Origin of the sequence: Streptomyces sp. NPDC052107 (genome assembly GCF_040680215.1) — a bacterium.
GTDB lineage: Bacteria > Actinomycetota > Actinomycetes > Streptomycetales > Streptomycetaceae > Streptomyces.
The window spans coordinates 1-24,175 of the sequence record NZ_JBFAWG010000061.1; the positions used below are offsets into that span (position 1 = coordinate 1).

Sequence of the window (24,175 nt, forward strand, 5' to 3'; positions counted from 1 at the left end):
TTCCACCTCCACGCTCACGCAGCCCCGCCCAGGTGGGAAGAACCCGCACCGGACCCTACGGTTCCCATGGGATCGCTTAGCTGATTAGAGACGCTTCCCCCCGGTGCCGCCGGGGACCGTAGAAGAGGACCGGCGGCGAGCCGGAGAGCATGCCATGGCCGGACGGCAGTCCTAGGGGTGCTCTCCCGGGCCGTAGAGTGCCGCGATGTCTTCGGAGGAGCTCCACCGGCTGTAGGTCGGATCCTGTGGCCAGCCGTCGGGCGAGTCCTGCCATTCCTCCTGTCGCCCGTATGGCAACAGGTCGATGAGCGAGAAGGTGTGACTGAGCTGCTCCGTGCCACGACCGTTGGTGTGCCAGGTCCTGTAGACGGTGTCGTCGTCACGTAGGAAGACGTTGACGGCGAACCCCCCGCCGGGCGGGGCGCCGACGTCGCTGCCGAACGGGCTGTTCGCCGTGGAGTACCAGGTCATTTGATTTCCGACCCGCCGCTTGTAAGCGAGTGCCTCGTCGATCGGCCCCTGGGTGACGATGACGAATCGGGCGTCATAGGCGTCCAGGAACTCCAGTCGGGTGAACTGCGACGTGAAGCCGGTGCAGCCCGGGCACTGCCACTCCTTGCCGGGGAACCACATGTGGTTGTAGACGATCAGCTGCCGACTGCCCTCGAAGACATCCGCCAGCTGGACCGGTCCCTTCTCACCCTCAAGGGTGTACTCAGGCATCCGGACCATGGGCAGGCGGCGACGCTGGGCGGCGATCGCGTCCAGTTCTCGGGTCGCGGCCTTCTCCCGGACACGCAGGGCTTCGAGCTCTCGTTCCCAGGTTTCGGCGTCGACGACGGGCGGTAGTGCGTTGGTGCTCATGATCCCTCACTGTCGTGTGCGCGGCTTGCGGTGTGTCAGATGTAGACCCTGCCCAGCCGCCGAATTCATCGGTGGCCGGCCTTTGCGATCAGAAGAGTTGAAAACGACAGCGCACGGTGGCCGCCTGCGGGCGCGTCGCGTTGCAGAAAAGCCCGGCTTACGGCCTGGGGGAGCGATTACCGGTAGCGGCTGATTGGTCAGGGCCGTGAGACGTTGAGCGGCAGGTCTCGGTGGAAGACGGCCATAGCCCGGCCGGGACCGTTGTAGTCGTCGACGATCTTCGAGTCGAAGCCGAGGCTGCGATGGAGGGCGATCGAGCCGGTGTTCTCGATCGACGTGATCGCCTTCAGCTGTCGTGCACCGTGACGTTCCGCTGCTTCGGCGAAAGCAGCATACAGACGACGCCCGAGACCGGTGCCACGGGCGTCGTCCCGCGTGGCGATCAGATGCACGTACCCGGTGCCGTCCGGGGTGACGAACCCGAAGATGTACCCACGGATTCCGTCCTCGGCCCGGGCAACCAAGCAGGTGGAACCGAATTCCTGCACCAGTGCCAGAAGGTGCAGCGACCGAAGGTCGCGTTCGCCCCAGTAACGGGGGTGATCAGTCAGGACCTGGTGGAAGTCGGCCACCCCGGCCGGTGCGATGTGTATCCCCATGATGACGATCATGGCAGGCGCCTTGGCCGTTACAGGCTAAGGTCCGTACGGGTTGGGCAAGTTGTGACGCAAGCCTGTGCCCGTGCGGCCTGTTCCAGTCCTGCCCTCTTCAGGTGCCGATGCCAGGCCTGGCGGACACGGCCCCGGCGGGTCACATGCCGCTCGTCGACGGCATCGAGCCCCGCAGCCCCGGTAGCAGCCAGTCCTGGAACGGCGCGAGCACCGCCACGACCAGGAAGGCGACGCCCACGAACCGGGCGAGCAGCGGACCCCGGGACCACAGCTTCTCCATGAAGATCACCACAGCCAGTCCGGCCGTCGCCGCCACGTTCATCACACCGAGCGGAACGAGCACGACCGTCAGCCCCGCACAGCACCCCACGCAGTAGGCACCGTGGTGGACTCCCACCCGCAGATCACGCGCGGGCGCCGGGAAGCCGGCGTAGCGGATGAGATGGCTCATGGGGGCGCGGCAGTGCCGCAGACACCCGTACTTGATCGGCCCCAGCTGATACAGGCCCGCGAGCAGGAACGCGGTGAAGCCGATCCAGCGCCCGGCAGCCGGATCGTCGGCGATCAGCCGGCCCGCGCCGGCCAGGACCGCGTACACCGGGGCCCCGACGGCAGTCCACACCAGCAGGTAACCGCCCACGAACTCCGCCGTGCGTAGGGCCCGGGCCCAGCCCGAGGACTGCCGGCCGATACCCCGTACCCATGTGACGGCGACCGGGGCCTTGGCGGGCAGCATCATGGCCGCCATCATCGTCACCCACAGCAGCAGGAACAGTGGCAGCGTCGTCCCCATGGCGCCGCGCCCCGCCCCCATGGCCCGGGCTCGGGCGACGGTCAGTACCCACGCGGGCACCGCGATCAGTGTGACCAGGACCCAGGCAAGCGCGAGATCCCGTTTCGGCAGCAGACCACCGGCCGCTCCGGTTGGCGCGGTCGACCGCGCGGGCGCGAAGACGGAACTCGTGGTGAAACGCATCGGTCGGTCCTCCTGCGGACAAGACCAGGACACCATGCCCCCACCTGCGCCGCGAGCCACGCTCCTCGTCGCAGGAGTGAGGGCCGGCACACAGACGGCCACGGCTCTTGCCACGTACCGTGAGAGCAGGAACGAGGACGACGATGGGACGGTCACTGACCGGGGCACCGCCATTGCGATCGGGCTGTGTCGTCGCTGCGCCGCTGAGCGCGCGGGCTGGGGCCTTTCTGGCGTGGACATGCTTGCCGATGGGCGGTGCGACCATGGGGGCAGTGCACCAACAGCGGCGGTTCGCAGGCGCCGTCGGCTGCCGGAAGGAATAGGCGAGGATGAGCGAGCAGAGGGACCCGACTGCCCCCGCCGGTATGACGGCCGGCGCCTTCTCATTGGACAGTGCGACGCTCCGCCGCCGCCACCGGCGCGTTCTACGGCAGCTCGGCGTGTGCGTGCTCCTGCTCGTGCCGTGGACCGTGTATCTGGCGGTGTCATTGCCGGATCGCTTCGAGGCTCGGTACTGGCCCATGGTGTGGGTCGGCTTCGATGTGATGCTGCTGGTGTCGTTGGCTGGTGCGGGAGTGGCGGTGTGGCTGAGGCGGCAGGCCGTGGTCCCGTTGTCGTACGTGGCAGCCACACTTCTGATATGCGATGCCTGGTTCGACGTCTCCTTGAACTGGGGAAAGGCGGATGTGTGGGGGAGTGCCACAACCGCCGTACTGGTCGAGCTGCCTCTCGCCGTCCTGCTCATAGTGCGGGCGCGACGGGTGCTGAAGATATCGGCCAGGCTGGCCTGGCAGCGGCTCGGGCTTCCAGGAGAACCTCCTCCGCTGCACAGGATGCCGCTGTTCGTCGAGCTCGCATCAGCGCCCGGCAGCGAGGCCGGTTCGGCACGGGGCGAGGGCGTCTGACGATACTCCGTACGGCCGACCAAGGGCTCCACGTGGACGCCGCCGCGTTCGGAGGGTGCTGTGCCTCGGTACGTGGCGGGGGCGATGTGCCGGCGCGGTCGTTTGTGCAGGCCAGGTCGAATCCCGGCTCGGCACCGGTCCTCCCGCCTTCACGTTGCTTGCGACTCGACCGTTGCCGCTGTGGCGGAGCTTGCCCTGCGGCCCGTGCGGGTCAGGGAGCAGCACGGACATGGCGCATGCCGCGTCCGTGGGGGATGAAGCCGCGCACCGTCAGCTCCTCCCACCCCGCCCCACGTCATGCAGGGCAGCCCAGGCACCCGAGCGCTGTCCCCGCCAGTACGGGTGAAACAGCACCTCCGCCGACAGGTGGATCAGTCGCCGCCGCAGTGTGGTGCGCGGGCGCGCGGTGAGTTGCCGGTAGGTGGCGTGCCACTGCGCTTGTGCGTGGGCGAGGTCGTCGGGAATCGGACTCATGGCCAAATTCAATCACGTGTTCGATTTTCTTCGCACGCTGGCGCGGCCGTAGCTGGTCCTTTACCGATCCATCACTGCTGACCCGCGAAGCCCGCCAGGTCGCCCTCGCCGAAACGAGGCTGGGGCGATGATCCGCCTGCACCTGTCCCTGGAAGCGGCGCCCCCGTGGAAGCGGGGCCCCGTTGATCATCGCCAATCCCGCGCGGGGCGCCTGGCCGACAAATCCCCATGGCAGGGCGGCAACGCCGTTGATGCCGGATCTCTGGAGGAGCGCGGCGTAGCGCTCAAGGCTGCCCGGCCGATCAACCACTCTTGGTCCCCGTGCACCGCGAGCGGCAGCGCGGCTGATGGCGGTGAGAAGACGTGTGCCTCCGGGACAGTAAGCAGAGGCATCAAAAGCATGTCGTCGCCGCTCCTCATACTCCCAGTGGCCGGTCGTCAGCCGCCTTGGACGGTGGCAATCTGGAAAATGTGGAGGCCGGGCACGGCTTGGCTGGTGTGCGGCAGCTGTGGCAGTCGAGCCATACGCTGCTGGTGCTCCCGATCGTGCTCATCGTGGTGATCACAGTGGTGGACCAACTGGTCCCGGCCGACATCCATCTCGGCCCGCTTCTGGTCATCGCCCCTGCGATCACCGCCTCGTTCGCCGGCCCCTGGCTGACCGGACTGATCGGGTTCCTGGCCGTGGCGGCGCAGGCGTACATCGGCTGGCACTTTGGCGTGCTGTTCTCGCGCAACGTGCTGGTGCAGCTCCTCGCCCTGGCAGTGCTGTCAGCCATGATCGTGTTCTTCTGCGTGGTGCGTGAGCGGCACAGACGCCAGCTGGCCCAGGTGCGGTCGGTCGCAGAGGCCGCGCAGCACGTTCTGCTGTGGCCGCTGCCGGAGCGGATCGGCGGCCTGCGGATTGCCTGCCTGTACCTGGCCGCCGAGGACGAGGCGCAGATCGGCGGTGACCTCTATGCGGCCACCCGCATCACCGGAGGTGTGCGCATCATGATGGGCGATGTGCGGGGCAAGGGGCTGTCCGCCATCGGTGAGGCCGCCCTCCTGCTCGGAGCCTTCCGTGAAGCCGCCCACCGGCACATATCCCTGCCTGATCTGGCCGCTTCCCTGGAACAGAGCGTGACCCGCTACCTGGCCGACTTCGAGCCGGCCGAGGAGACCGGCGAACGATTCGCCACCACTTTGCTGCTGGAGCTCCCCGACGACGATCACATCATCCGAATAGTCAGCTGTGGGCACCCCCCACCCCTGGTTCTCAGCCCCGGCAGTGCCCTCACCGTTCCCAGCCTGCACCCCGCGCCACCGCTGGGGATCGGCGAGGTGGGGCCGGAGGGATACAAGATCGATGTGCTCTCCTTCGAGCCCGGCGACACGCTCCTGCTCTACACGGACGGCGTCATCGAAGCCCGCGACGCCGATGGCGACTTCTACCCCTTCGAGACACGGGCCGCCCAGTGGAGCGAGGCCGGCCCGGAGTCGCTGTTGCACCACATCCAGCGCGATCTGCTCGCGTACACGCGCGGACGCCTTGACGACGACGCGGCTCTCGTCGCGCTCCGCCGCGAGCCCGAAACCCACCGACGCCGCCATCACGGGCGCGTCACCCACGCGAGCAGGTTGGGCGGAAGCACCTGAAACGCACGCGAGCGAGGTCGATCTGACCGCATGGAGCCAGGCCCCGGCCTGTCCGACATCCGGCGGAGGCTGACGGCCTTGTAGAGACGGTGAACCTGGTGGCTCGGCCATCGGCCGAGCCACCACCGCGCTCCTCTACGCCGATCTAGAGCTCGCCGAGAACGTGATGTCAGGCGACAAGAAGGTCGACGGATCTGCAGCGCGACCTGCAGGACCGGGCGATCGCGCTTCTGGCGCCGCAACAGCCGGTCGCCACGGACCTACGGATCGTGGTTACATCCCCCCACGAGCGCCGATCTGGAGCGGTCGGGAGACCTGCGATTCCTCGCGACCTGCGCCGAACGATCTCCGAGATGGGCCGCCTCGCGCAGCAGCTGATGGCGCGGCCCGCCGGGGTACTCATCACCCGAGACATCGACGCGGCGCTACAGCTGGAGAAGGACGACGACCTGCTCACCGCCCCTGCGCTGCTTTCCGGACTCAGTGGCGAAGCAGCTGGCCTTGGGGCCGGCGGGCCATGGTCGTGAGCTCCCGTGCGAGGTCGCAGGCGGCAGCGACCTCTGGGCACGCACTGTCTGCAGCTTCCCGGTGTGCCGTCTCGGATGGCGTGAGCTCCTCCTGCGGCCGCGTCATCCAGGAGGTGATGGTGCGAGGACTGGAGAGGTTGCCTGGACAGGGATGGCCGCGCCTGTCCGGATGGTCCGCACCTAGCGCTGCACGACGTGGTAGCCGCCCCCGTCGCCGAGAGCGTTGCGAACCAGCCGTCCAACGTGCAGTGGGCTGAGGTTGGTTGCGGCCTGGCTCTGGGAGTCGGCCTCAGGCATGCCGACCGAAACTCACTTCCGAAGAACTGTTATCCGGGGCGCATCGAGTGATCTCCCAGGTATCGGACACAATCGTTCGGCCTCGATGACGGGAACATTTGGATGAGTACGCAGGACGCGGTGGAGACGGCGATACTGGTCACGGCCGCCCGAGAGGGCGACACCCAGGCTCAGGACGCGCTGGTCAACGCCTACCTCCCGCTGGTCTACAACATTGTGGGCCGGGCCCTGAACGGCTCGGTGGATGTCGACGACGTGGTGCAGGAGACCATGTTGCGCGCCCTGGACGGGCTGGGCGATCTGCGTACGCCTGAGCGCTTTCGCTCCTGGCTCGTGGCGATCGCGATGAACCAGGTCCGGGCCCACTGGCAGAACCGGCGCTCCGCCCCGGGCGCGATGGAGGAAGCCGCGGATCTGGCCGATCCGGGTGCTGACTTCGTGGACCTGACGGTGGTCCAACTCCAGCTCGCCGGACAGCGCCAGGAGACGGCGCAGGCGACGCGCTGGCTGGAGCCCGACGATCGGGGACTGTTGTCACTGTGGTGGCTGGAGTGTGCCGGCGAGCTCACCCGGGCCGAAGTGGCTGCGGCCATGGACCTGTCGCCCCAGCACACGGCGGTCCGGGTCCAGCGGATGAAGGCGCAGCTCGAGGCGGCCCGCGTGGTCGTACGAGCGCTCGACGCACGGCCGCGGTGCGAGGAACTCCGCATCGTGCTGGCTTGCTGGGACGGCAGGCCCTCGGCTCTGTGGCGCAAGCGAATAGCCCGGCACGCGCGCGGTTGCACCCTCTGCAGCGGGCTGTGGAGCGGTCTGATGCCCGCGGAAGGACTGCTGGCCGGTCTGGCTCTGGTCGCGGTGTCGTCCGCGTTGCTGGCCAAGTGGTCCCCCTCTTTGGGGAGTGTTGCCCCGGCAGGTTCTGCCGCACCGCTCGGCGTCCTCGGGGGCGACACAGGATCGGGCCCGGCCGCTGCACGACGTGGCATACGGGGCGGGACCGGCTCGCGCCGTGAGTCCCGTCGCCGTCGGCGTATGCGGCGCCGGGCCGCCGGCGGGGCCGTCGTTGCTGCCTGCGTCGTCGGTAGTGGTCTGTGGTACTTCGGTACGGACTCCGGAACCGGCCGCGACGGGGCGAGCGCGGAGCGAACAGCGGCTGTCCCCGTCCCGGACTTCGCCACGCCCAGTGCCGGTGGTGTGTCGTCGTCGGCCTCGCCCTCCCCGTCACCGGTGAAGCCGAGGAAGCCGCGGGCTGCGAAGGCTACGGGCCGCGGAAGGGCGGCGAGTGGCTCCACTGACCGGCAGCCCGCCCGGCCGACTGCGACCCCGGCGAGTACGGCGCAGGCTCTGTCGGACCGGACGGATGCCGTCGGTCAAGTGGTTACGCTCGTGAACAAGGAGCGGGCAGACGTCGGCTGTGCTCCCCTCACCGAGGACCCGCAACTGCAAAGGGCCGCCCAGAGTCACTCCGACGACATGGCCGCTCGTCAGTTCTTCGACCACACCAACCCGGACGGCGCCGACCCCGGACAGCGCATCACGGCCGCCGGCTATCGCTGGTCCACCTATGGCGAGAACATCGCCCGAGGCCAGCAGACCGCCGCAGCCGTCATGGAGTCCTGGATGGACAGTCCCGGTCACAGGGCGAACATTCTCAACTGCTCGTTCAAGAACATCGGCGTGGGCGTTCACAAGGGTGCGGGTGGCCCGTGGTGGACGCAGGACTTCGGCACCAGGCTGTGACGGCACCTCCGAGCATGGGCGGTGCCGAAGTGCTGCCTTGAGCACTGAACGGCGAACGCGGCCCGCAGAGGTCCCGGCCAGCGCCGGGTCACTCAGCGCACCCGTCCATCACGACGTGGCGTCGCTACAGGAGGGGCGGATCGTGGCCCGAACGCGCACCGGAGGCTGGTCCGGCCAGGTGAACGCGTACCTGGGATCGCCCCCGCGGCTCAGCCGTACGAAGCGCAGGAGTTCGCGGACGATGCCCGCGTTGCCCATCGCCCATCCGGTGCACGGTTCGAGGTCGCTCGGGGTGGCCCGGTACTCGGAATTGGACCAGCGGGCGCCGTCGATGTCCCGGACCGCACGGGCTGCGAGGTCCTCGACGAGGACGTGGGCGAAGTCGTACCGGTCGTGCTGTTCGGCGATTCGGTCACAGGCCAGGGCGAGAACGCCCGCGGTGCCGCAGCAGCGGCCGTTGTTGTCCCAGAAGCCAGGGCGCAGCCGCTGGGGCAGGCCGGAGTGGGTGACCGTGTGCCAGCAGCGGTCAGCGAACGCGGACCAGACCGGGTCGCTCGTGATGTCCCGCAGCAGCCGGAAGGCCTGGGCATCACCGGCCGGGCCGTGACACCAGCCGTAGCTGATGGGCTCGATCACGTCGGGACGGTACTGCGGGGTGGAGTGCGGCACCAGGAAGCCCTCCGGCGCCGCTTGGTCACGCGCCACGACGTCCGCGGCACCGGTCAGTGCCAGCTCGACCAGGTCCGCACGGCCGGTGGCCCGGCCGACCCGGGCCAGAGCCAGGACGATGCCGAGTGTTCCGTGCGAGACATGGTGCAGACGGGAGCCTGCGCCCGCGCGGTGGGCCCACTGCACGCCCGCTGAGGTCTGCTCCGCCGCCCGCACATACGGCTCCATGGCGAGGACGGCCAATTCTGCGTCGCCGGCCAACAGCGCGCCGATGCCGATCCCCGCGTTGCCGCCCATCAGCTCGAACAGCTCGCCCCAGCAGGTCCCGTCGAAGCGCGATCGCACGCGTTCCAGCGCACGGTCAGCGGCCACGCCGGCGGCCGTGTCGCCGAGTTCGTCGTGAACCGCCCGCAGGACGACGGCCATTCCGGTGCGGCCGAAGTAGAGGGAGTCGTCGTCGATGCCGTCGACGGAGTCCATGAGGCCGCGGGCCGCGCGCAGGGCGGTGTCGGCGTAGGAGTCGTCGCCGAAGTGCCGCCACGCCTCCAGGAGTACGGGGATGATCCCGGCCGTACCGCTGTAGAGCATCGGGTCCAGCTCGTCGTCCGAGGGCCTGGTCGTCCAGGCAAGCCCTCCGTCGGCCGTTTCCCGCGCTGCCGCGGTCAGCCACCGCAGCCCGTCCACCGCCAGCCCCTCGACCTCGTCGACCGCCACGACCGCGGCTTCTGGTGTCGTCACGGGCCCACTCTTGCATGATCGTACGAATCCGCCCAGTGCGGTGCCGAGAGTCGAGGATGGCGTACTCCACGAGGTTGAGGTGAGCACCGGGACAGCCCTTTGGGACCACCCTGCTGCACACATGCGGCAGCGACACGACCAAGCGGCGGTGGACTGGACCGGACGCTCGCCAGCCGGACGCAGTCCGTGAGCCGGTGCTGGTTAAGCTCCCCGCCATGACTAACGACCCCGGCTTCACTTGTTCGTGCTGCGGGCAGTACCACTCGGAGCTTCCGATGGGTTACTCCACCATGGCTCCTGATGTCTGGGACCAGCGCTTCGCGGGCGATCCCGACAGCATGCTCTCTCCCGACCAGTGCGTCATCCAAGGCCGGCACTTCTTCATCAAAGGCCTGATCGAGATACCTGTGATCGGCAGGGGTGACTCCTTCTCCTGGGGCGTCTGGGTCTCCTTGAGCCGTGACAATTTCGCCCGAGCTCTCGACATGTGGAACACCCCCGGTCGCGAAGCGGAGAAGCCGTACTTCGGCTGGCTGACCACCGAGTTGAGCCTGTACTCGCCCAGCACTCTCAACCTGAAGACGAACGCCCATACCCGACCGATCGGCCGGCGCCCCTTCATCGAGCTGGAACCCACTGACCACCCCCTCGCCGTCGAACAGCGGACCGGCATCACCCAGGACCGCGTGCGCGAGATCGCGGAGGCCGTCCTGCACCCCGGTAGGGACACCCTCTGAGAGGAGCTGTGCGAGCATCTCCCGCCCTGATTCCCTCACCAACGCCGGGCTGGTGTCAGAGGGTGATGGCACAGTGCCCGAGACTGATCGACAGGAGGCTGAGACGGTGGGTGACGTCTTTGAGCAGATCGTCGAGGTGCGCGGTGAGGAGGCCGGGCCGCTGGCGGAGCGCGCGGTCGACCAATGGGTCACCGAGGGACCGATCCCGGGGAGCTGTCCGGTGACGGGGTGTGCAGCATGACCGTGGACGAGGGCTATGCGCCAGGTCCCAACCGGGCGCGAGCCGTTGCCGAATCATCAGACCCGGACTGGCTGCCCGGCCCGGTCGCCGTCATCGTCGGGCGTGACTACCACGTCGGTGGTCAGGGAGGCGACGATGCGGAGTACGCCGTCTGCCCGCGGCGCGAGACCAAGACGGTGATCATCAACTATCCAGAGGAGTTGGAGGCGGACGACCAAGTCTGGCAACGTTTGAGGACGGCATCGCCGCTTGGAAGGAAACGGGCGAGGGGAGTGTCCCCTGCTCGACTTCTGGGGATTGCCGCCGCTCTCTTCCGACTTCTGCGCGATCTTCAGCCGGCAGCTGGGGCACCGCACGGTGGAGCACATGGGCAAGTTCTGACGGGAACACCCACACCTCAGTGTGGCAATCCCAGGCAAGGCAAGCCACGTTCTCGAAGGTCGAGAACGCGGGTTCCGGGGACCTCGCCCGAACCCCGCAATGGCTGACCCACGGCCGCTAGGGACGCCTCGGGGCGCTGTCGGTCCCACGTGGCAGGATCCACCGCATGGATCTTGCCGCCGTGTTTGAAGACCTCGACCGGGTTGCCTGGCCGGAACTGCACCATGCCTATGGTCCCGCCGATGATGTGCCCGGTCTGCTGCGTGCGTTGGCAGCCGCGGACGAGGACGCCGCAACGGAGGCCGAGCAGGAGCTGTGGAGCAGCATCGTGCACCAGGGCACGGTGTACGAGGCAACGGTGCCGGCTGTCCCCTTTCTGGCCCGTCTCGCGGCGGTGGGTGTACGCCGCGCGAACCTGCTCGCAGTGTTGGGCTCCATCGCCGAAAGCACGGACGAGCACGGCCTGGACCAACCGGGCGCGGCACGTGCGGCCGTCGGTGCGCAACTGCCGCTGATGCTGCCCTTGTTGGCGGACCCCGACACCGAAATACGGCAGTGCGCGACCTGGGCGGTGGCCCAGTGCCGGCAGACGGCCGGCCCGGCCGCCCGGACGGCGTTGCGGCGGCGATGGGAGGCGGAGGCCGACCCAGCGGTGCGCGCGAATGTGCTGACCGCGCGCGTCCTGGTCGACCGGGACGCGGCCGAGGAGCTGTGCGCGGTCGCCCTGCGCGCGACGGAACCCCCGCCGGTGCGCGTGGCAGCGCTCCTGGCCTGTGTTGACTCCGGTCTCCCGTGGGACGGGGAGCTGGGAGCTGTTGTGGCGGAGCTGTCGCCCCTCAGGGGGCACACGGCAGGAGGCCAGTGGGAACGGGAGCCGCTGAAGAGCCTCGCCGTTGGCCTGCACGAGCGCGGCGACGTGGATGCGGCTATGGCCCACCCTCCCTCACCTACTGCCGATGCTCGACCGACGGGACATGGCCGCGGCCGCCGTACGGGCACTGGTGGCCGCGCACCCGGGCGGTGACCGCCCCGCCGGTATCAGTCTCACCGACCTTGTCGACCGCGTCCTCCCCTCAGTCGCGCCAGGCGCATATCTGCACTCCGCGCTGGCCGCGCTCGAGGCCCTCGCCGCCCTCGGCCCCGCCGTATTCACGCCCGCCCAACTCCGGCGCGTACAGGCGGTCGCCGACGGGGAACGCCGGATCGTGGGCTCAGGCAGCCATACCGAGATCATTCACAACGACGAAAAGGTCCGCGCCGCCGCCCGGCGCGTGCTGGCGGACCTGACGCACTGACGACGCCTTCGGCCCCGACGTCATCCCCATGCGGAGGTGCCTTGGCACAAGCCGGTGACCGTCGCTGGTCTCCAAGGCGTGGGCGACGGTGATCTTGCAGAAATCGGCTCCCGCAGGCCCGACGAGGATGGTCATGTGGACCGGAAGTCTTTGCCCTTGGAGGGTGTGCAGTGCCTGTCAATGCCTGTTGCGGTGCTGTCGCCGGCCGAGGAGGAACAGGCCGCTGCCCGTGGTCAGGACGGCAGCGGCAGCGGCACCGAGCACGGTGGTCTGTTGGGCGCGTCCGTCGGTGCCGGTCTGCGCCGGCTGCGGGTGGGGCCCGGCAGCAGCTGCTCCCTGAAGGATCAGATCGGCCACGGCGTCGGGCTGGGCGATCAGGGAGACATGGCAGGTATTGATCTCCACAGTGTGGGAGTGGGCGCGTTTGGCCTGGAAGCGTTCCTGCTCGGGGTTGATGGTCCTGTCCTGCCGGCCCACGAGGGCCCAGGACGGGATGTCCTTCCACGCGGCGACTTTGGCCTTCTCGGAGAACGCTGTCGTGGCGGCCGGCCGCTGGGTGACCGCCAGCCGGTTGGCTCGGCTCTCCGGCAGGCAGGCGGCGAACACGGGGTGCACCTTGTCCGGCTTGAGATAGAGGTCCGTGCCGCTCATGTCGGCGGTCTGGTAGGGCACGGAGTTGGTGGCGGTGGCAAGGGCACTGGGGAACCGGGCGGACAGCGACATGCCGCTTTCGCCGACGTCGGGCATCAGCGCGGATATGTACACCAGGGACTTCACCTGCGGATTGCCTGCAGCGGCTGTGCTGATGACCGCACCGCCGTAGGAGTGACCGGCCAGGACGATGGGACCTTTGATCGACTTCAGCACCGAGGCGATGTACGCCGAGTCGCTGTACAGCCCGCGCAGCGGGTTGGCCGGGGCCATCACCTTGTACCCGCGGCGCTCCAGCCGTTCGATCACTCCGTTCCAGCTGGAGCCGTCTGCGAATGCGCCGTGTACCAGGACGATGGTCGGCTTCGCACCGTTCCCCACGCTGTCCGCCGGCGCCGGGGTCGTAGCACCCGTGCACAGGGCGGCGACTGCGGCTCCTACCGTAGCGACGCGGAGACGTTCGGCGCGGCGCAAAGAGCCGAATATCGCAGAGCCCGTCATACCGTTCTCGCTTTCTGTCGGGACGTACGATTCAGAGTCTCGGCGCATCGACGGGTGCGGGCTTGGCGGCATCGCCCAGCCGGGTGATGGAGCTGCGGTATTGCAGTGACGCGGGGTTTCTTCCGTGGGTGGGACGGGCAGGATCTCCATTCGGTCGTGTGTGCATTCGCGAGCGTCTCGTACGGCTGATCGGCAGCGCGACCTGTGCCGCGGTGGTCTTGGCTCCCGTGGGTAGGCCACCTGCTCACCGACGGCTGGTGGGCCAAGGGCCAGACCCCGCTCATCAACGGCGGGTGCACCACGCGTTGAAGCGGGGGACGGTGTGGATGCCAGCCGCCCGATCGCCGTCCTGGCAGGATGGCGGCATGGAACGTGTGCTTGGAATCGGTGGATACTTCCTGCGGGCCGCCGACCCGACGGCCCTGAGCGCGTGGTACCGCGATTGCCTGGGCCTGGACGCCGATGAGAACGGACTGTGGCGTCAGGCAGCCGGGCTGACGGTGTTCGCGACGTTCGAGTCCGAGACCGACTACTTCGGGTCCCGCGCCCAGCAGACCATGCTCAACTTCCGCGTCCGCGACCTCGATGCGATGCTCGCGCAACTGCGCGCCAAGGGAGCGGACGTGGCCGAAGAAACGCAGGACATGGAGGGTGTCGGTCGCTTCGGCTGGGTCACCGACCCCGAGGGCAATCGGATCGAGCTGTGGCAGGCGGTCTGACCGTGTCTTCACGCAGGCGGTGACGTGCCGGCGGCCCACCAGGTTGTCGATGTGTGAACCTTGGGCAGGAACACCTTGGCGAGCTTTTCACCGCACTCGTGCCGCACCGACTGCTGGTCACCCTGGTCCACCTGCGCACCGGTTTGACCCGCAGGGCCCTCGGTGTGATCCGCCAGGACGGTCCTCCACGACCGGCCGGGCAATCGGCGAGATCAGGCCGCTGCCGGCCGCCCTGTGCCGGTAGTGCGCGCCGTTTCCTACACTCACCGGATGAACAACTACACGTGCACCCATTGCGGCACAGTCGGTCTGATGGAAGGTTTCATAGAGGACGCCGGCGAGCACTCGCGTGGCTACGCGCGCTGGATCGAGGGTGCGTTGGAGCGTGGGATTTTCGGGGGTGCCAAGCGGATGGGCCGGCCCCGGCGGCAGATCGAGGCGTTCCGCTGCCCCAAGTGCGGGCACTTGGAGCTGTTCGCCACCGGTGAGGTGTAGGCGGCCCTCGCTGTCCCAGGCGCAACGGCTTTGCCGGGCATGCATGTGGACCAGAAGTCGAGTCTTCGTACGTTCTCGGTGGCCGTTCTGACGGCTGCTGCTCCCGGCATGTCTGGTCCGACGCCGGTGATCGAGTTGGCGGAGCCCGTCCCTCCGGCTGCGCTGCGGGAGTTCCGCGCGTTGATGGTGGGGCTCTCCTCCCACTTCGAGGAGAAGCGACCCGGGTACTTCGACGTCAACGTGCCTGCTGAGCGACTCGGCGTCGAGGACGGGCGAGAGGAGGACTGGCGAAGGCCGTTCCCGCTACGTACATGCCGCCGGCCGAACACCGCACCGGCGATCGCGGTCTCGACCATGTGCTCGGGCTGGTCGCCCGGGACACGGTCGTCTCATGACGTGGCGTTTGGGGTGTGCGGTGCCGCCTTCGGGATGGCAGGATCAGTGAGGTGTCCGTCATGAGCAAGCTGCAGATCAAGCCCGGTCAGAGTGTCGCGGTACTGGGCAAGCCCGACGACGTCCAGCTGGACGTGGAGGCCGGGGGTGACGCGGCTTCGGCCGATGCGGTGCTCGTCTTCGTGACCACCTCGGGTGATCTTCTCGGGGCGGATGCGCAGGCGGCGCTTGCCGCCGCGCAGCGTGATGCCCTCGCGTGGGTGGCCTACCCGAAGGGCGGGAAGCTCGGAACCGATCTGAACCGGGACAGCTTGGCTGCCGCGCTGTCCGGGCGGGGCGTGCGGCCGGTGCGGCAGATCGCCATCGACGACACGTGGTCGGCGCTCCGGTTCCGGCCTGGCGACTGATCTCCGGCAGCACTTCGCGAGACGGTGGTCGCGATGTCGTCAGCGCGACTGCCGTACCAAGGTGCGTTGGACGTTTCCTTCACGGCGGACGGCCGGGGTGCGGTAGCGCATGACGTCGTCGGTTCCGCCGTAGGCCGCAGACGAGTTCACAGCGGGCGTGCGTGCCGTTGGGGTTCGAGGTGATGCCGGGTCAGTCCAGGGCGAAGGTGTCGGCGAGTGAGTCCATCTGTGCCGTGAGCAAGGTGCCTCCGTCGTGGCCCATGCCCCGGAACTGCCCGGAGACTTCCAGGCTCACGGCCCCGTGGAGCTGGGTCCAGGCGAGTACGGCTCCCGCCAGGGCCGTCCCTTCACTGTCCGTGCTGACGTGTCCGCGGGCCCATTCGGCAACCGCGGTGTCCTCACGGGCCCACGTCGTCATCTGGTCCACGAGTGGTTGTACTGAGGGAGCGGGTCCCGCCTCCTCGAAGCAGGCCAGGAACGGCCCCAGCACCGCCCGAGCGCTTTCCAGGGTGTCGGGCGGCGCCGTGTAGCCCGGCACCGGGGTGCCTTCTATCAGCAGATAGCGATGAGGGTGCGCGATGGCCCACAGGCGCACGGCCGTCGCGAGCGTCCGCAGGCGCATCCGCCGAGCCGCGTCCGTGGCCAGCGCGTCCGCCGCCGCCGCGACCGCGGCTCCGAGGTCTGCGTAGGCGTCGCGGACGAGGTCGGTCAGCAGCGCGTCACGGCTGTCGAAGTAGCGGTACAGGGCGGGGCCGGACAGGCCGACCTCCTTGGCGATCCGGGTCAGCGCCACGGACGCCGTACCGCCCTCCGCGAGCTGTTTGAGCGCGATCTCCTTGATCTCCGCGCGTGTCTGCTCCCGGTAGCGGGCCCTCGGGCTGAGCGAAGCGGCGGCCATGAGCGACTCCTTCCGTGATCTCGTGACACACCTTAACGCCGGCCCTGACCATCCACGGTTGCTATAGTCTATCGCAAGAGTTACAGTCTCTAACTGTTACGAGTATGGATAACCGAAGAAGCCAGTCATGTCCGCTGCCCCCACCCCCCGCGCTCTGCACGCCGTCCTCGGCTCCGGGCCTGCCGGAACCGCTCTCGCCCGCGAGCTGGTGCGCCGCGGCCACGCCGTGCGCCTCGTGGACCGCACCGCCGGCGGTGCGGCCATCGACGGCGTCGAGCGGTACGCCGCCGACGTCAGCACCGCAGACGGAGCGCGGCAGGCCATAGCCGGAGCCGCCGTCGTCCACCACTGCGTCAACGTCGCCTATCACCTCCAGGTCGAGGTGATGCCCCGCATCCAGGCAGCCGTCATCGGCGCCGTCGCGGACTCGGGCGCGCGCCTGGTCGTACTCGACACCCTCTACCCCTACGGCGAGACGGGCGGAGCGGTGATGACCGAGGGCACCCCGTGGAAGGCCACCAGCCGCAAGGGCCGTATGCGGGCCGAGCTCGACGAGCAGTACCTGGCCGCGCACCGCGAGGGCCGGGCCCGGATCGTCCTCGGCCGTTCCGCCGACTTCGTGGGTCCCGGCGTGCTCAACTCCACCCTGGGAGCCACCGTCTTCCCCGGTGCGTTGACCGGCGGCGAAGTTCTGGGCCTGGGCGACCTCGACCTGCCGCACAGCTACACGTACATCGGCGACGTCGCCGCCGGCCTCGCGACACTGGGCGAGCGTCCGCAGGCCGACGGCCGGGTCTGGCACCTGCCCACCGCGCCGGCGATCAGCACACGCGAGATACACACCATGATCGAGAAGCGCGTGGCCCGGCCGCTGAACGTCGTGGTCCTCGAAGAGCCCCGTCCCTTCGGCCCGTTCGACGAGCAGTTCATGGCCGAGTACGCCGAGATGTTCTACCAGCACACGGAGCCCCAGATCGTGGACTCCTCCGCCTATGAGCGCACCTTCGGCGTCACTCCCACCTCGCTGGGGGATGCGCTGGACGCCACGCTGGCCTGGTATCTCGGGTGGCTGGCGAACCGCTGACAGCCGCCCGTCGAGCCGACGGCCGGTGACGGCCGCAAGCCGCGAGGCACGGCGGCCGGGTCTTCCCGGAATACGCGGCACATGTCCCTTACTGTGACGTTCGATTGTGTACGTCCGTGCGCGGGATGGGGTTGAGACCGTGGCGTTCGCGGAGCCGAGCGACGGCGGTGGGTCCCCGCCCTCTCACCCGTCGGTCCCCGAGCCCACACGGCACTTCTGGGTACCGCTCCTCGCCGTGTGCGCCGGGTATTTCATGGTCATCCTGGACGTGACGGTCATCAACGTCGCCGTACCCGTGATCGGCCGGGACCTGGCGACCTCGCTCACCGGCATCCAGTGGATCACCGACGGATACACCCTGGTCTTCGCCGGCTTCCTGCTGACCGGCGGGGCGCTGGGCGACCGGCTCGGCAACCGACGGGTCTTCTGCTGGGGCGTGACCGTGTTCACCGTGTCCTCGGCCTTGTGCGCCCTTGCACCGGACGCCCCTTTCCTGGTCACCGCCCGACTGCTGGAGGGGCTCGGCGCGGCGCTGATCGTGCCCGGTTCCCTGGCCCTGCTCCAGCAGGCCTACCCGGAGCCGGCGGAACGCTCTCGGGCCTTCGGGCTGTGGGGTTCGATGGCGGGGATCGCGGCGTCGGCCGGGCCGCTGCTGGGCGGCCTGCTCGTGTCGACGGTGGGTTGGCGCTGGGTCTTTCTCATCAACCTTCCCGTCGGTGCCGCCTGCCTGCTGCTGAGCTTGCGGCACGTGGCGCGTTCACCCCGGCGCGCCGACCGGCCCCTGGACTGGCCGGCGCAGTGCGCGGTCGTGGCGACGGTGGCCCTGCTGACCGCGGCGCTCAACGAGGCCGGACGGCGAGGCTGGACGGACCCGGCCGTCCTCGCCGGGGTGGGCCTGGCCGGGGTGGCCGTCGCGGCCTTCCTGGTCCGTGAGCGGCTGGCCCGGTCGCCCGTTCTGCCCCTTCGCCTGCTGCGCTCACGGGCGTTGAGCGGGGGAGCCGTCATGGGGCTGCTGTTCAACTTCGGCTTCTACGGCATGGTGTTCACCGCGAGCCTGGAATTCCAGCACCAGCGCGGGTACACCGCGCTACGCACGGGGCTGGCGCTGTTCCCGGCGGCGGCGATGACCATGTTCGCCTCCGTCCTGTCCGGGCGGTTGTCCCGTCGTACCGGTGATCGTCCCCTGGTCATCGCCGGCATGCTCCTGGCCGCCCTGGGGCTTGCGGGTTGGGCCACGGCGGGTGCCGATCCCGCCTACCCGTTGCTGGTGGCCCCGATGATGGCCGCGGGATTCGGCACGTCCTTCGCCCTCACCGGCTCCACCGCGACGGTGATGGGCGCCGCGCCTGCCTCGTACTCAGGCGCCGCCTCCGCCCTCTTCAACACCGCCCGCCAGATCGGCAGCGCCACCGGCGTGGCGCTCGGGGGCAGTCTGCTCGCCACGGCCACCCACTACACCACCGGGCTGCGCATCAGCATGACCGTCGGCGCGCTCGCCTACCTGACCGCGGCGGTTCTCGCATGGCTTTGCGTGCCGACGAGGCCGCGAGGGACATAGCGGGGTGCTGTGCGCGCGGCACCGCTTCCACGCGGCGGAGGAGAGGACTGTTCCTCCCCCTGGGCGCGAAGTCCCAAGTCGCATGCGGTGTCTGACGGCAGGACCACGGAGTCCGGATGCGCCGTGAGCCAGTGGTGCAGTTCCGCGTGTCGGAACTGGCAGGGGGACCAACGCGCGCCAGCCAAGCGGAGTTCGCGGGAGACCTGCGGGATCAGTGTCGCTGAGAAGCGACCTCACTGAGTGTGCGTCCGCCCTGTCGGACCGGACTCGCGGGTGAGGGAACACGAGGCTCGTGCGGGCGATCGGCGAACTGCCCGACGTCGAGGCTGGGCACCCCGACATCGATGTGCGATTCGACGGCGTGACCGTGCGACTGATCACGCTCACCGACGACTTCTACGGGCTGAGCGAGCGGGACGTGGAACTGGCCCGGCATGCACAGGGCTGCCGACCGCACCACGCCCGCCGAGCGCCGTTCGCCGGCTCACGCCTTCAGCGCCCGGCGGTCAGGCCGCGTACGTAGCACTTCCGCAGCGACACGTAGAGCACGATGCGGGGGATCATCGACACGACCGCGCTCGCGGCGAGGTCTTCGGCGGCGGCGTCCGGAGAGGACAGGACACCTGGTCGCAGCCGACGAGCGTGAGCGCGAGGAGGGCGGCGATCAGGCACCACAGGGTGCGGCGCGGCTGCGGGATGAGCAACGGCGTCTCCTTTGGCGCCGGGGGTAGGGCGGGCGGGGAGCGGTCGGCGGTCCGCCCCCCACAGGGCGTTCAGTGGGTGGGCAGCCAGACCCGCATCGCGCCGGGCTCACGGTTGCCCCAGGCGAAGAAGGGCACGGCGGTCAGTTCCACGGCCCCGCCGTGCGCGGCGTCCTCGGGCGGTACGGCGCCGTACGGCCACCAGCCGGGCCGCTCGGCGCGCGGCCGCTCCCAGCCGGAGGCGGTGAGGGTGACGACGCCGTCGAGCAGGTCGGGGCGCTCCTTGACGGTGACCGGCGCCTCGGGGTCCACGACCAGGTCGTCCAAACGACGCCCGGCCGCCTGGTCGGCCGCTTCGACGCAGTACACCAGCGGTCCGCGTTCCAGGGCCACGCAGCCGCGCACGGCGTCGACCCGCGGGTCGGCCGCGGTGACGCGCGGGGGCATGTCCAGCTCCAGGCGCAGCACCTCGCCCGGGCGCAAGGCGCGGGTCAGCCGCAGCCAGCCGTCCTCCCAGACGGCCTCCGCCCCCTGCCCGCCGACCGTCGCGCTGTGGCCGGCCGCCCAGTGCGGCACGCGCAGGGTCAGTGTCCACGGCGCGTCGGGGGACTCGGTGACCGTGATCTCGACGCCGCCCTGCCACGGGTAGTCGGTGGCCACCTCGACCGCGACCCTGCCGGATCCGGTGTCGGCGGCGTAGACACCCGCGATGTACTGATGCACCGTCAGTCCCGTGTCGTCGCCCGCCGCGACATAGTGCTGGAGCGAGGCCAGCAGGCGCATCACGTTCGGCGGGCAGCGGGCACACCGGAACCACGGGGTGCGCAGCGGCGTGTGGTCGCCGCCGCGTCGCGCGTGGCCGTCGCGCACCTGCAGCGGATTGACGTACAGGTAGTGGTCGCCGGACAGGGACACGCCCGACAGGAAGCCGTTGTACAGGGTGCGCTCGATCAGGTCGGCGTACCGGGCACGGCCGGTGGCCAGCAGCAGCCGCCAGCTGAACTGGACGGAGGCGATGGCGGCGCAGGTCTCACAGTAGGCGCGCTCGCTCGGCAGCTCGTAGGAGTCGCCGAAGGACTCGTCGGTGTGGCGCGAGCCGATGCCGCCGGTGAGGTAGGTCTTGGTGGCGACCATGTCCTCCCACAACCGCTCGGCGGCCGTGAGCAGTTCGCCGTCGCCGGTCTCGACGCCCACGTCGACGACGCCGGCGAGCAGGTAGAGCTGTCGTACGGCGTGGCCCGCGACCTCCTCGGCCTCGCGCACCGGTGTGTGGTCCTGCCAGTACTGGGCGCCGAAGCGGTCCTCGCCGAGCACCCGGTGGCCACGGCGGTCCACGAAGAACTGAGCCAGCGTCAGATACCGCCGCTCGCCGGTGAGGCGGTACAGCTCCACCAGGGCGGTCTCGATCTCCGGGTGCCCGCACACGCCCTCGTTGCGGCCGGGGCCGACGGTCGCGTCGACGTGGTCGGCGACCTTGCGGGCGATGGCGAGCAGGTCGGTGCGGCCGGTGGTGCGGGCGTGCGCCACGGCGGCCTGGATCAGATGCCCGGCGCAGTACAGCTCGTGGCCCCACCGCAGGTCGACGAAGCGGTCGTCGGGCCGCACGACCTGGAAGTAGGACTGCAGATAGCCACTGGGCTCCTGGGCGTCGGCGAGCAGCGCCGTCAGCTGGTCCACCTGGGACTCCAGGCGCTCGTCGGCGCCCTCGGACTCGGCCCAGGCCACCGCCTCCAGCCACTTGTGGACGTCGGAGTCCATGAAGGGCAGGTCGTTGGTGTACGCGCCGGTCGTGGTGCCGGCGGCGAGTCGCAGGTCGTGCAGGTTGCCCGCCTGTTCCAGGCGTTCGAAGCCGTCCGGGATGCTGGTCCGGGCGTTCACGGAGCGCCGCTGCTGCCACAGGCCGCCGATGATCCGCGCGGAGTCGGCCGGACGGAGCGCGAGGCGGGCGTCCGGTCCCGCCTGAAGCGGGCCCGCGGGGTCCGTGGCGGCTGCTCGGATGGGAGGTTGCGCCATGCTGCACTCCTGGTGCGTCGGGGTACGGGAGAGCTCTCGGAGACAGGGTGGGAAAACGGAGTGGGAAAAACGATTGAGAAAACCTTTTTCTCGCGGGGAACGTAGCTATTGCAGCAAGTGCGGTCAATAGGCCGGGAAAAGTTTCGCGCAGTTTCCCCTGCCGCTACGTCGGGCGCATCAGCCTTCCGGCGCTGCTGGGCGCCGGCTTCTGCACCTGGTACGGGCGGCGGGGTGACTCGCGCCAAGGGCGCGGCGAGCCGCGCATCTCCCGAACACCGTGAACGTCTTCTCCGGCTACCTCGCCGTACCCAGGCACTGCTGCGCCCAGACCGTCTTGCCCTGCGCGTGGTACCGGATGCCCCATCCGTCGGCGACGGTCGCGACGATGAAGAGGCCGCGGCCGCCCTCGTCGATCGTGCGGGCGTGCTTCAGGTGGGGGACGCTGTCGCCCGCGTCGCGGACTTCGCAGGTCAGGCGCTCGTCGAGAATGAGGCGCAACCGGTACGGTGGCGCGCCGTAGCGAAGTGCGTTGGCGACCAGCTCGCTGACGATGAGTTCCGTCGTGAACGCGTTCTCCGCGCCGATGTCCCACGCGTCGAGTTGTGCGAGCACCGCCGCCCGGACCTCCGGGACGGTCGCGAGGTCCTCGGCCAGCGGCACCGTCAGGACCTGGTCGTCGGGCAGCCCTTTGGCGCGTGCCAGGAGCAGCAGTTTCTCGGCCTCGTGGTGGTCCCGCAGCACGTAGGCGAGCGTGTCGCACAGCTCGTCCAGCGGCAGCTCCGCTCCCTCGCGCAGCACGGTGCGCAACCGCGGTTCGCGCTGCAGCAGGTTCTCGTTGCCGACCGCGAGGAGGCTGCCGGACGGCATCGGGATCTCGGTCGCGGGAAAGGGGGCGCGGTCGGTGCCGGCCAGCACCGGGCCTGCCGGCGTGGGCACGGTCTCCGCGTCGCCCCCGGGGCGGACCAGGTACGGCTCGGACAGGCCGGCGCGGACGAGGGTGCAGGTGTGGTCGACGGAGTCGTACAAGGCGATCAGGCAGCAGGCGGTCAGTGGCTCACGGTGCAGCGGATCCCCTGCGGGGAGCGCCGCCCGCTCGGAGGCCAGCTGTGCGGCGGTGTCGCTGAGCCGTGCCATCAGTTCGTTCGGCTCCAGGTCCAGCGCGGCGAGTGCGTGAATGACCGTCCTCAGCTGTCCCATCGTGGTCGCGGTGGCGACACCCCGGCCGACCACGTCGCCGAGCACCAGTACGGTCCGGCCCCCGGCCAGTTCGATCACGTCGAACCACGCGCCTCCACCGCCCACTCCCGGGATGTGCAGGGGGGTCACATCCATCGTGGACGGCGCCGATGTCCGCTGCGGCAGGAGCCTGCGCTTTATGCTCGCGGCGATGGTCCGCTCACGGGTGAAGCGGCGGGCATTGTCGATGCACAGTGCCGCGTGGGCGCAGATGTCCGACGTCAGCGGGATGTCCCCCTCGTCGAAGGGTTTCTCGTCCCGGTGCCGGTAGAAGCTGACCACACCCAGCGCCTCGCCGCGCACGGTGAGCGGCGCGACGATCAGGGAGTGCGCGTCCGACAGGGCGATGGCGTCGGCCCGCGCCCGGTCCGCCGACAGCCAGGGACTGTCCTTGGTCACGGTGACGAGCCTTGGCCGCAGGTCGTTCAGGACGCGGGAGAAGGGCGTACCGTCCGGCAGCCGGCGCACGTCCCCCACCGGGTGAGCCGAAATCAGCCCCCTGAAGGCGGCTCGCCGCAACGGCACGTCCTGGTCCACCGGAGCCAGCGGCGGCTCCTCGCCCCGGATGACGTCCTCGATGACCTCGACCACCACGATGCCCGTGAACGCCGGTACGACCGCGTCCACCAACTCCTGGCACACGGCCACGACTTCGAGCCGGTCACCTACCGAGCTGCGGACCTTCTCCAGGAGCTTCAGCCGCTGCAGTGCCCGCTCGTGCTCGGTCACGTCGAGCACCCAGGCAACGAGGCCCAGCACCTCGCCGTCCACCCCTTCGAGGCGCATATAGGACAGGGAGTAGTCCACGTGTCGGCCCGTGCCGTTCTTCGGCGCGGCCCGCACGACGCGCTGCAGCGCCGGCTCCCCGGTCATGAGGACCCGGCGCGCCACCGTGCGCTCCTCCTCGGGATTCTCAAGACCCAGGACCTCAGCAAAGTCCTGGCCGGCCAGTGCGCCCTCCGCCCCCGGTGGTGCTGCGCGCGTGCCGTTCCCGGACCGGACGACGCGGAGATCCCCGTCCAGGACGTGCAGGCCGATCGGTGAGTGGCCGAACAGCGTCCGCAGGATCGCCAGACCCCGGGCCGTGGTGTCGTCGCCCTGCTCTTCGCGTACCTCCCACGTGAGCGATGCGCCGGAAACCACCGGCCGTACGGACACCGCGCCCAGAGCCGCCGGCAAGGTCCCGCGCCCCGTGGTGCCGCCGCCCCCGCCCATCAGCTTGGCCACGGTGCGGCCCTCGGCCTCCTCCCGGGACCGCCCGAACAGGTCCGCAGCCCGCTCGGACCACTCGACGATCACCCCGTCGTCGGCGATTCGCAGGAGCACGGCACCGCTCGACATCGCACCACACCTCCGCTCCTGCCCGCGC

23 protein-coding genes and 1 pseudogene are annotated in these 24,175 nt (G+C 69.6%); 15 read left to right on the forward strand and 9 right to left on the reverse strand.

Going from position 1 to position 24,175, the window contains the following annotated elements; translation table 11 throughout:
• Positions 1 to 171: 171 nt before the first annotated feature.
• From AB0M27_RS36070 to AB0M27_RS36080, 3 genes are all read right to left on the reverse strand, one after another.
• Positions 172 to 864: a DUF899 family protein gene (locus tag AB0M27_RS36070; RefSeq protein ID WP_365728290.1), complete on the reverse strand. Its 693-nt coding sequence runs from the start codon at positions 862 to 864 to the stop codon at positions 172 to 174.
• Between the two features lie 197 nt (positions 865 to 1,061).
• Positions 1,062 to 1,535, reverse strand: coding sequence for a GNAT family N-acetyltransferase (locus tag AB0M27_RS36075; RefSeq protein ID WP_365728292.1), 474 nt, complete (start codon positions 1,533 to 1,535; stop codon positions 1,062 to 1,064).
• Positions 1,536 to 1,674: 139 nt separating this feature from the next.
• Positions 1,675 to 2,511 (reverse strand): DUF2182 domain-containing protein, encoded by an 837-nt coding sequence (locus tag AB0M27_RS36080; protein ID WP_365728294.1) that lies wholly within the window; start codon positions 2,509 to 2,511, stop codon positions 1,675 to 1,677.
• Positions 2,512 to 2,840: 329 nt separating this feature from the next.
• On the opposite strand from AB0M27_RS36080, the gene AB0M27_RS36085 reads away from it, so the two are divergent.
• Positions 2,841 to 3,416, forward strand: coding sequence for a hypothetical protein (locus tag AB0M27_RS36085; RefSeq protein WP_365728297.1), 576 nt, complete (start codon positions 2,841 to 2,843; stop codon positions 3,414 to 3,416).
• A 270-nt stretch (positions 3,417 to 3,686) separates the two neighbouring features.
• Here AB0M27_RS36085 and AB0M27_RS36090 read toward each other — a convergent pair whose 3' ends face one another.
• Positions 3,687 to 3,890, reverse strand: coding sequence for a hypothetical protein (locus AB0M27_RS36090; protein ID WP_365728299.1), 204 nt, complete (start codon positions 3,888 to 3,890; stop codon positions 3,687 to 3,689).
• Between the two features lie 498 nt (positions 3,891 to 4,388).
• Here AB0M27_RS36090 and AB0M27_RS36095 point away from each other — a divergent pair, with 498 nt between their 5' ends.
• The 3 genes and pseudogenes from AB0M27_RS36095 to AB0M27_RS36105 all read left to right on the forward strand — a co-directional run bounded on the left by AB0M27_RS36095 (position 4,389) and on the right by AB0M27_RS36105 (position 8,089).
• Positions 4,389 to 5,528 (forward strand): PP2C family protein-serine/threonine phosphatase, encoded by a 1,140-nt coding sequence (locus tag AB0M27_RS36095; RefSeq protein WP_365728368.1) that lies wholly within the window; start codon positions 4,389 to 4,391, stop codon positions 5,526 to 5,528.
• A gap of 89 nt (positions 5,529 to 5,617) precedes the next feature.
• A pseudogene (locus tag AB0M27_RS36100) lies at positions 5,618 to 5,977 on the forward strand (PhoU domain-containing protein); the annotation flags it as partial.
• 477 nt (positions 5,978 to 6,454) lie between these two features.
• On the forward strand, positions 6,455 to 8,089 hold the full coding sequence (locus tag AB0M27_RS36105) for a sigma-70 family RNA polymerase sigma factor (RefSeq protein ID WP_365728301.1): 1,635 nt from the start codon (positions 6,455 to 6,457) through the stop codon (positions 8,087 to 8,089).
• A gap of 108 nt (positions 8,090 to 8,197) precedes the next feature.
• On the opposite strand, the gene AB0M27_RS36110 is transcribed toward AB0M27_RS36105, so the two are convergent.
• The gene (locus AB0M27_RS36110; protein ID WP_365728303.1) at positions 8,198 to 9,496 is read right to left on the reverse strand and encodes a lanthionine synthetase LanC family protein; all 1,299 of its coding nucleotides are present in this window, start codon (positions 9,494 to 9,496) and stop codon (positions 8,198 to 8,200) included.
• Between the two features lie 275 nt (positions 9,497 to 9,771).
• On the opposite strand from AB0M27_RS36110, the gene AB0M27_RS36115 reads away from it, so the two are divergent.
• The 4 genes from AB0M27_RS36115 (at position 9,772) to AB0M27_RS36130 (ending at position 12,150) form a co-directional block, all read left to right on the forward strand.
• The gene (locus tag AB0M27_RS36115; protein WP_365728370.1) at positions 9,772 to 10,233 is read left to right on the forward strand and encodes a DUF2199 domain-containing protein; all 462 of its coding nucleotides are present in this window, start codon (positions 9,772 to 9,774) and stop codon (positions 10,231 to 10,233) included.
• A 106-nt stretch (positions 10,234 to 10,339) separates the two neighbouring features.
• Positions 10,340 to 10,474 carry a hypothetical protein gene (locus AB0M27_RS36120; RefSeq protein ID WP_365728304.1) on the forward strand — a complete coding sequence of 45 codons (135 nt, stop codon included), beginning with the start codon at positions 10,340 to 10,342 and terminating at the stop codon, positions 10,472 to 10,474.
• Between the two features lie 547 nt (positions 10,475 to 11,021).
• Positions 11,022 to 11,879, forward strand: a complete 858-nt coding sequence (locus AB0M27_RS36125; RefSeq protein ID WP_365728306.1) for a hypothetical protein — start codon at positions 11,022 to 11,024, stop codon at positions 11,877 to 11,879.
• Entirely contained in the window at positions 11,830 to 12,150 is a 321-nt protein-coding gene (locus tag AB0M27_RS36130; RefSeq protein WP_365728308.1) for a hypothetical protein, read from the forward strand. The genes AB0M27_RS36125 and AB0M27_RS36130 overlap by 50 nt, the downstream gene beginning before the upstream one ends.
• 177 nt (positions 12,151 to 12,327) lie before the next feature.
• Here the strand turns inward: AB0M27_RS36130 and AB0M27_RS36135 are convergent, their stop codons facing one another.
• Complete coding sequence (locus AB0M27_RS36135) at positions 12,328 to 13,182, reverse strand: alpha/beta hydrolase (protein ID WP_365728310.1); 855 nt, start codon at positions 13,180 to 13,182, stop codon at positions 12,328 to 12,330.
• A gap of 485 nt (positions 13,183 to 13,667) precedes the next feature.
• Between AB0M27_RS36135 and AB0M27_RS36140 the strand changes: the two genes are divergently transcribed.
• The 4 genes from AB0M27_RS36140 to AB0M27_RS36155 all read left to right on the forward strand — a co-directional run bounded on the left by AB0M27_RS36140 (position 13,668) and on the right by AB0M27_RS36155 (position 15,316).
• A complete protein-coding gene (locus AB0M27_RS36140) occupies positions 13,668 to 14,021 on the forward strand; it encodes a VOC family protein (protein ID WP_365728312.1) in 354 nt (117 codons plus the stop codon).
• 270 nt (positions 14,022 to 14,291) lie between these two features.
• Positions 14,292 to 14,516, forward strand: a complete 225-nt coding sequence (locus AB0M27_RS36145) for a hypothetical protein (protein ID WP_067317736.1) — start codon at positions 14,292 to 14,294, stop codon at positions 14,514 to 14,516.
• 108 nt (positions 14,517 to 14,624) lie between these two features.
• On the forward strand, positions 14,625 to 14,975 hold the full coding sequence (locus AB0M27_RS36150) for a DUF6368 family protein (RefSeq protein WP_365728380.1): 351 nt from the start codon (positions 14,625 to 14,627) through the stop codon (positions 14,973 to 14,975).
• Positions 14,972 to 15,316, forward strand: a complete 345-nt coding sequence (locus AB0M27_RS36155; protein ID WP_365728314.1) for a hypothetical protein — start codon at positions 14,972 to 14,974, stop codon at positions 15,314 to 15,316. The genes AB0M27_RS36150 and AB0M27_RS36155 overlap by 4 nt, the downstream gene beginning before the upstream one ends.
• Positions 15,317 to 15,506: 190 nt before the next feature.
• Here AB0M27_RS36155 and AB0M27_RS36160 read toward each other — a convergent pair whose 3' ends face one another.
• Positions 15,507 to 16,214: a TetR/AcrR family transcriptional regulator gene (locus tag AB0M27_RS36160; protein ID WP_365728316.1), complete on the reverse strand. Its 708-nt coding sequence runs from the start codon at positions 16,212 to 16,214 to the stop codon at positions 15,507 to 15,509.
• 127 nt (positions 16,215 to 16,341) lie between these two features.
• Between AB0M27_RS36160 and AB0M27_RS36165 the strand changes: the two genes are divergently transcribed.
• The 3 genes from AB0M27_RS36165 (at position 16,342) to AB0M27_RS36175 (ending at position 19,379) form a co-directional block, all read left to right on the forward strand.
• On the forward strand, positions 16,342 to 17,298 hold the full coding sequence (locus AB0M27_RS36165; RefSeq protein WP_365728318.1) for an NAD-dependent epimerase/dehydratase family protein: 957 nt from the start codon (positions 16,342 to 16,344) through the stop codon (positions 17,296 to 17,298).
• A gap of 235 nt (positions 17,299 to 17,533) precedes the next feature.
• Entirely contained in the window at positions 17,534 to 18,856 is a 1,323-nt protein-coding gene (locus AB0M27_RS36170; RefSeq protein ID WP_365728390.1) for an MFS transporter, read from the forward strand.
• Positions 18,857 to 19,148: 292 nt separating this feature from the next.
• Positions 19,149 to 19,379: a hypothetical protein gene (locus AB0M27_RS36175; protein ID WP_365728320.1), complete on the forward strand. Its 231-nt coding sequence runs from the start codon at positions 19,149 to 19,151 to the stop codon at positions 19,377 to 19,379.
• A gap of 250 nt (positions 19,380 to 19,629) precedes the next feature.
• Here AB0M27_RS36175 and AB0M27_RS36180 read toward each other — a convergent pair whose 3' ends face one another.
• Both AB0M27_RS36180 and AB0M27_RS36185 read right to left on the reverse strand, forming a co-directional pair.
• Positions 19,630 to 21,570, reverse strand: coding sequence for a beta-L-arabinofuranosidase domain-containing protein (locus tag AB0M27_RS36180; RefSeq protein ID WP_365728322.1), 1,941 nt, complete (start codon positions 21,568 to 21,570; stop codon positions 19,630 to 19,632).
• A 294-nt stretch (positions 21,571 to 21,864) separates the two neighbouring features.
• On the reverse strand, positions 21,865 to 24,147 hold the full coding sequence (locus tag AB0M27_RS36185) for a SpoIIE family protein phosphatase (protein ID WP_365728324.1): 2,283 nt from the start codon (positions 24,145 to 24,147) through the stop codon (positions 21,865 to 21,867).
• Positions 24,148 to 24,175 lie beyond the last annotated feature (28 nt).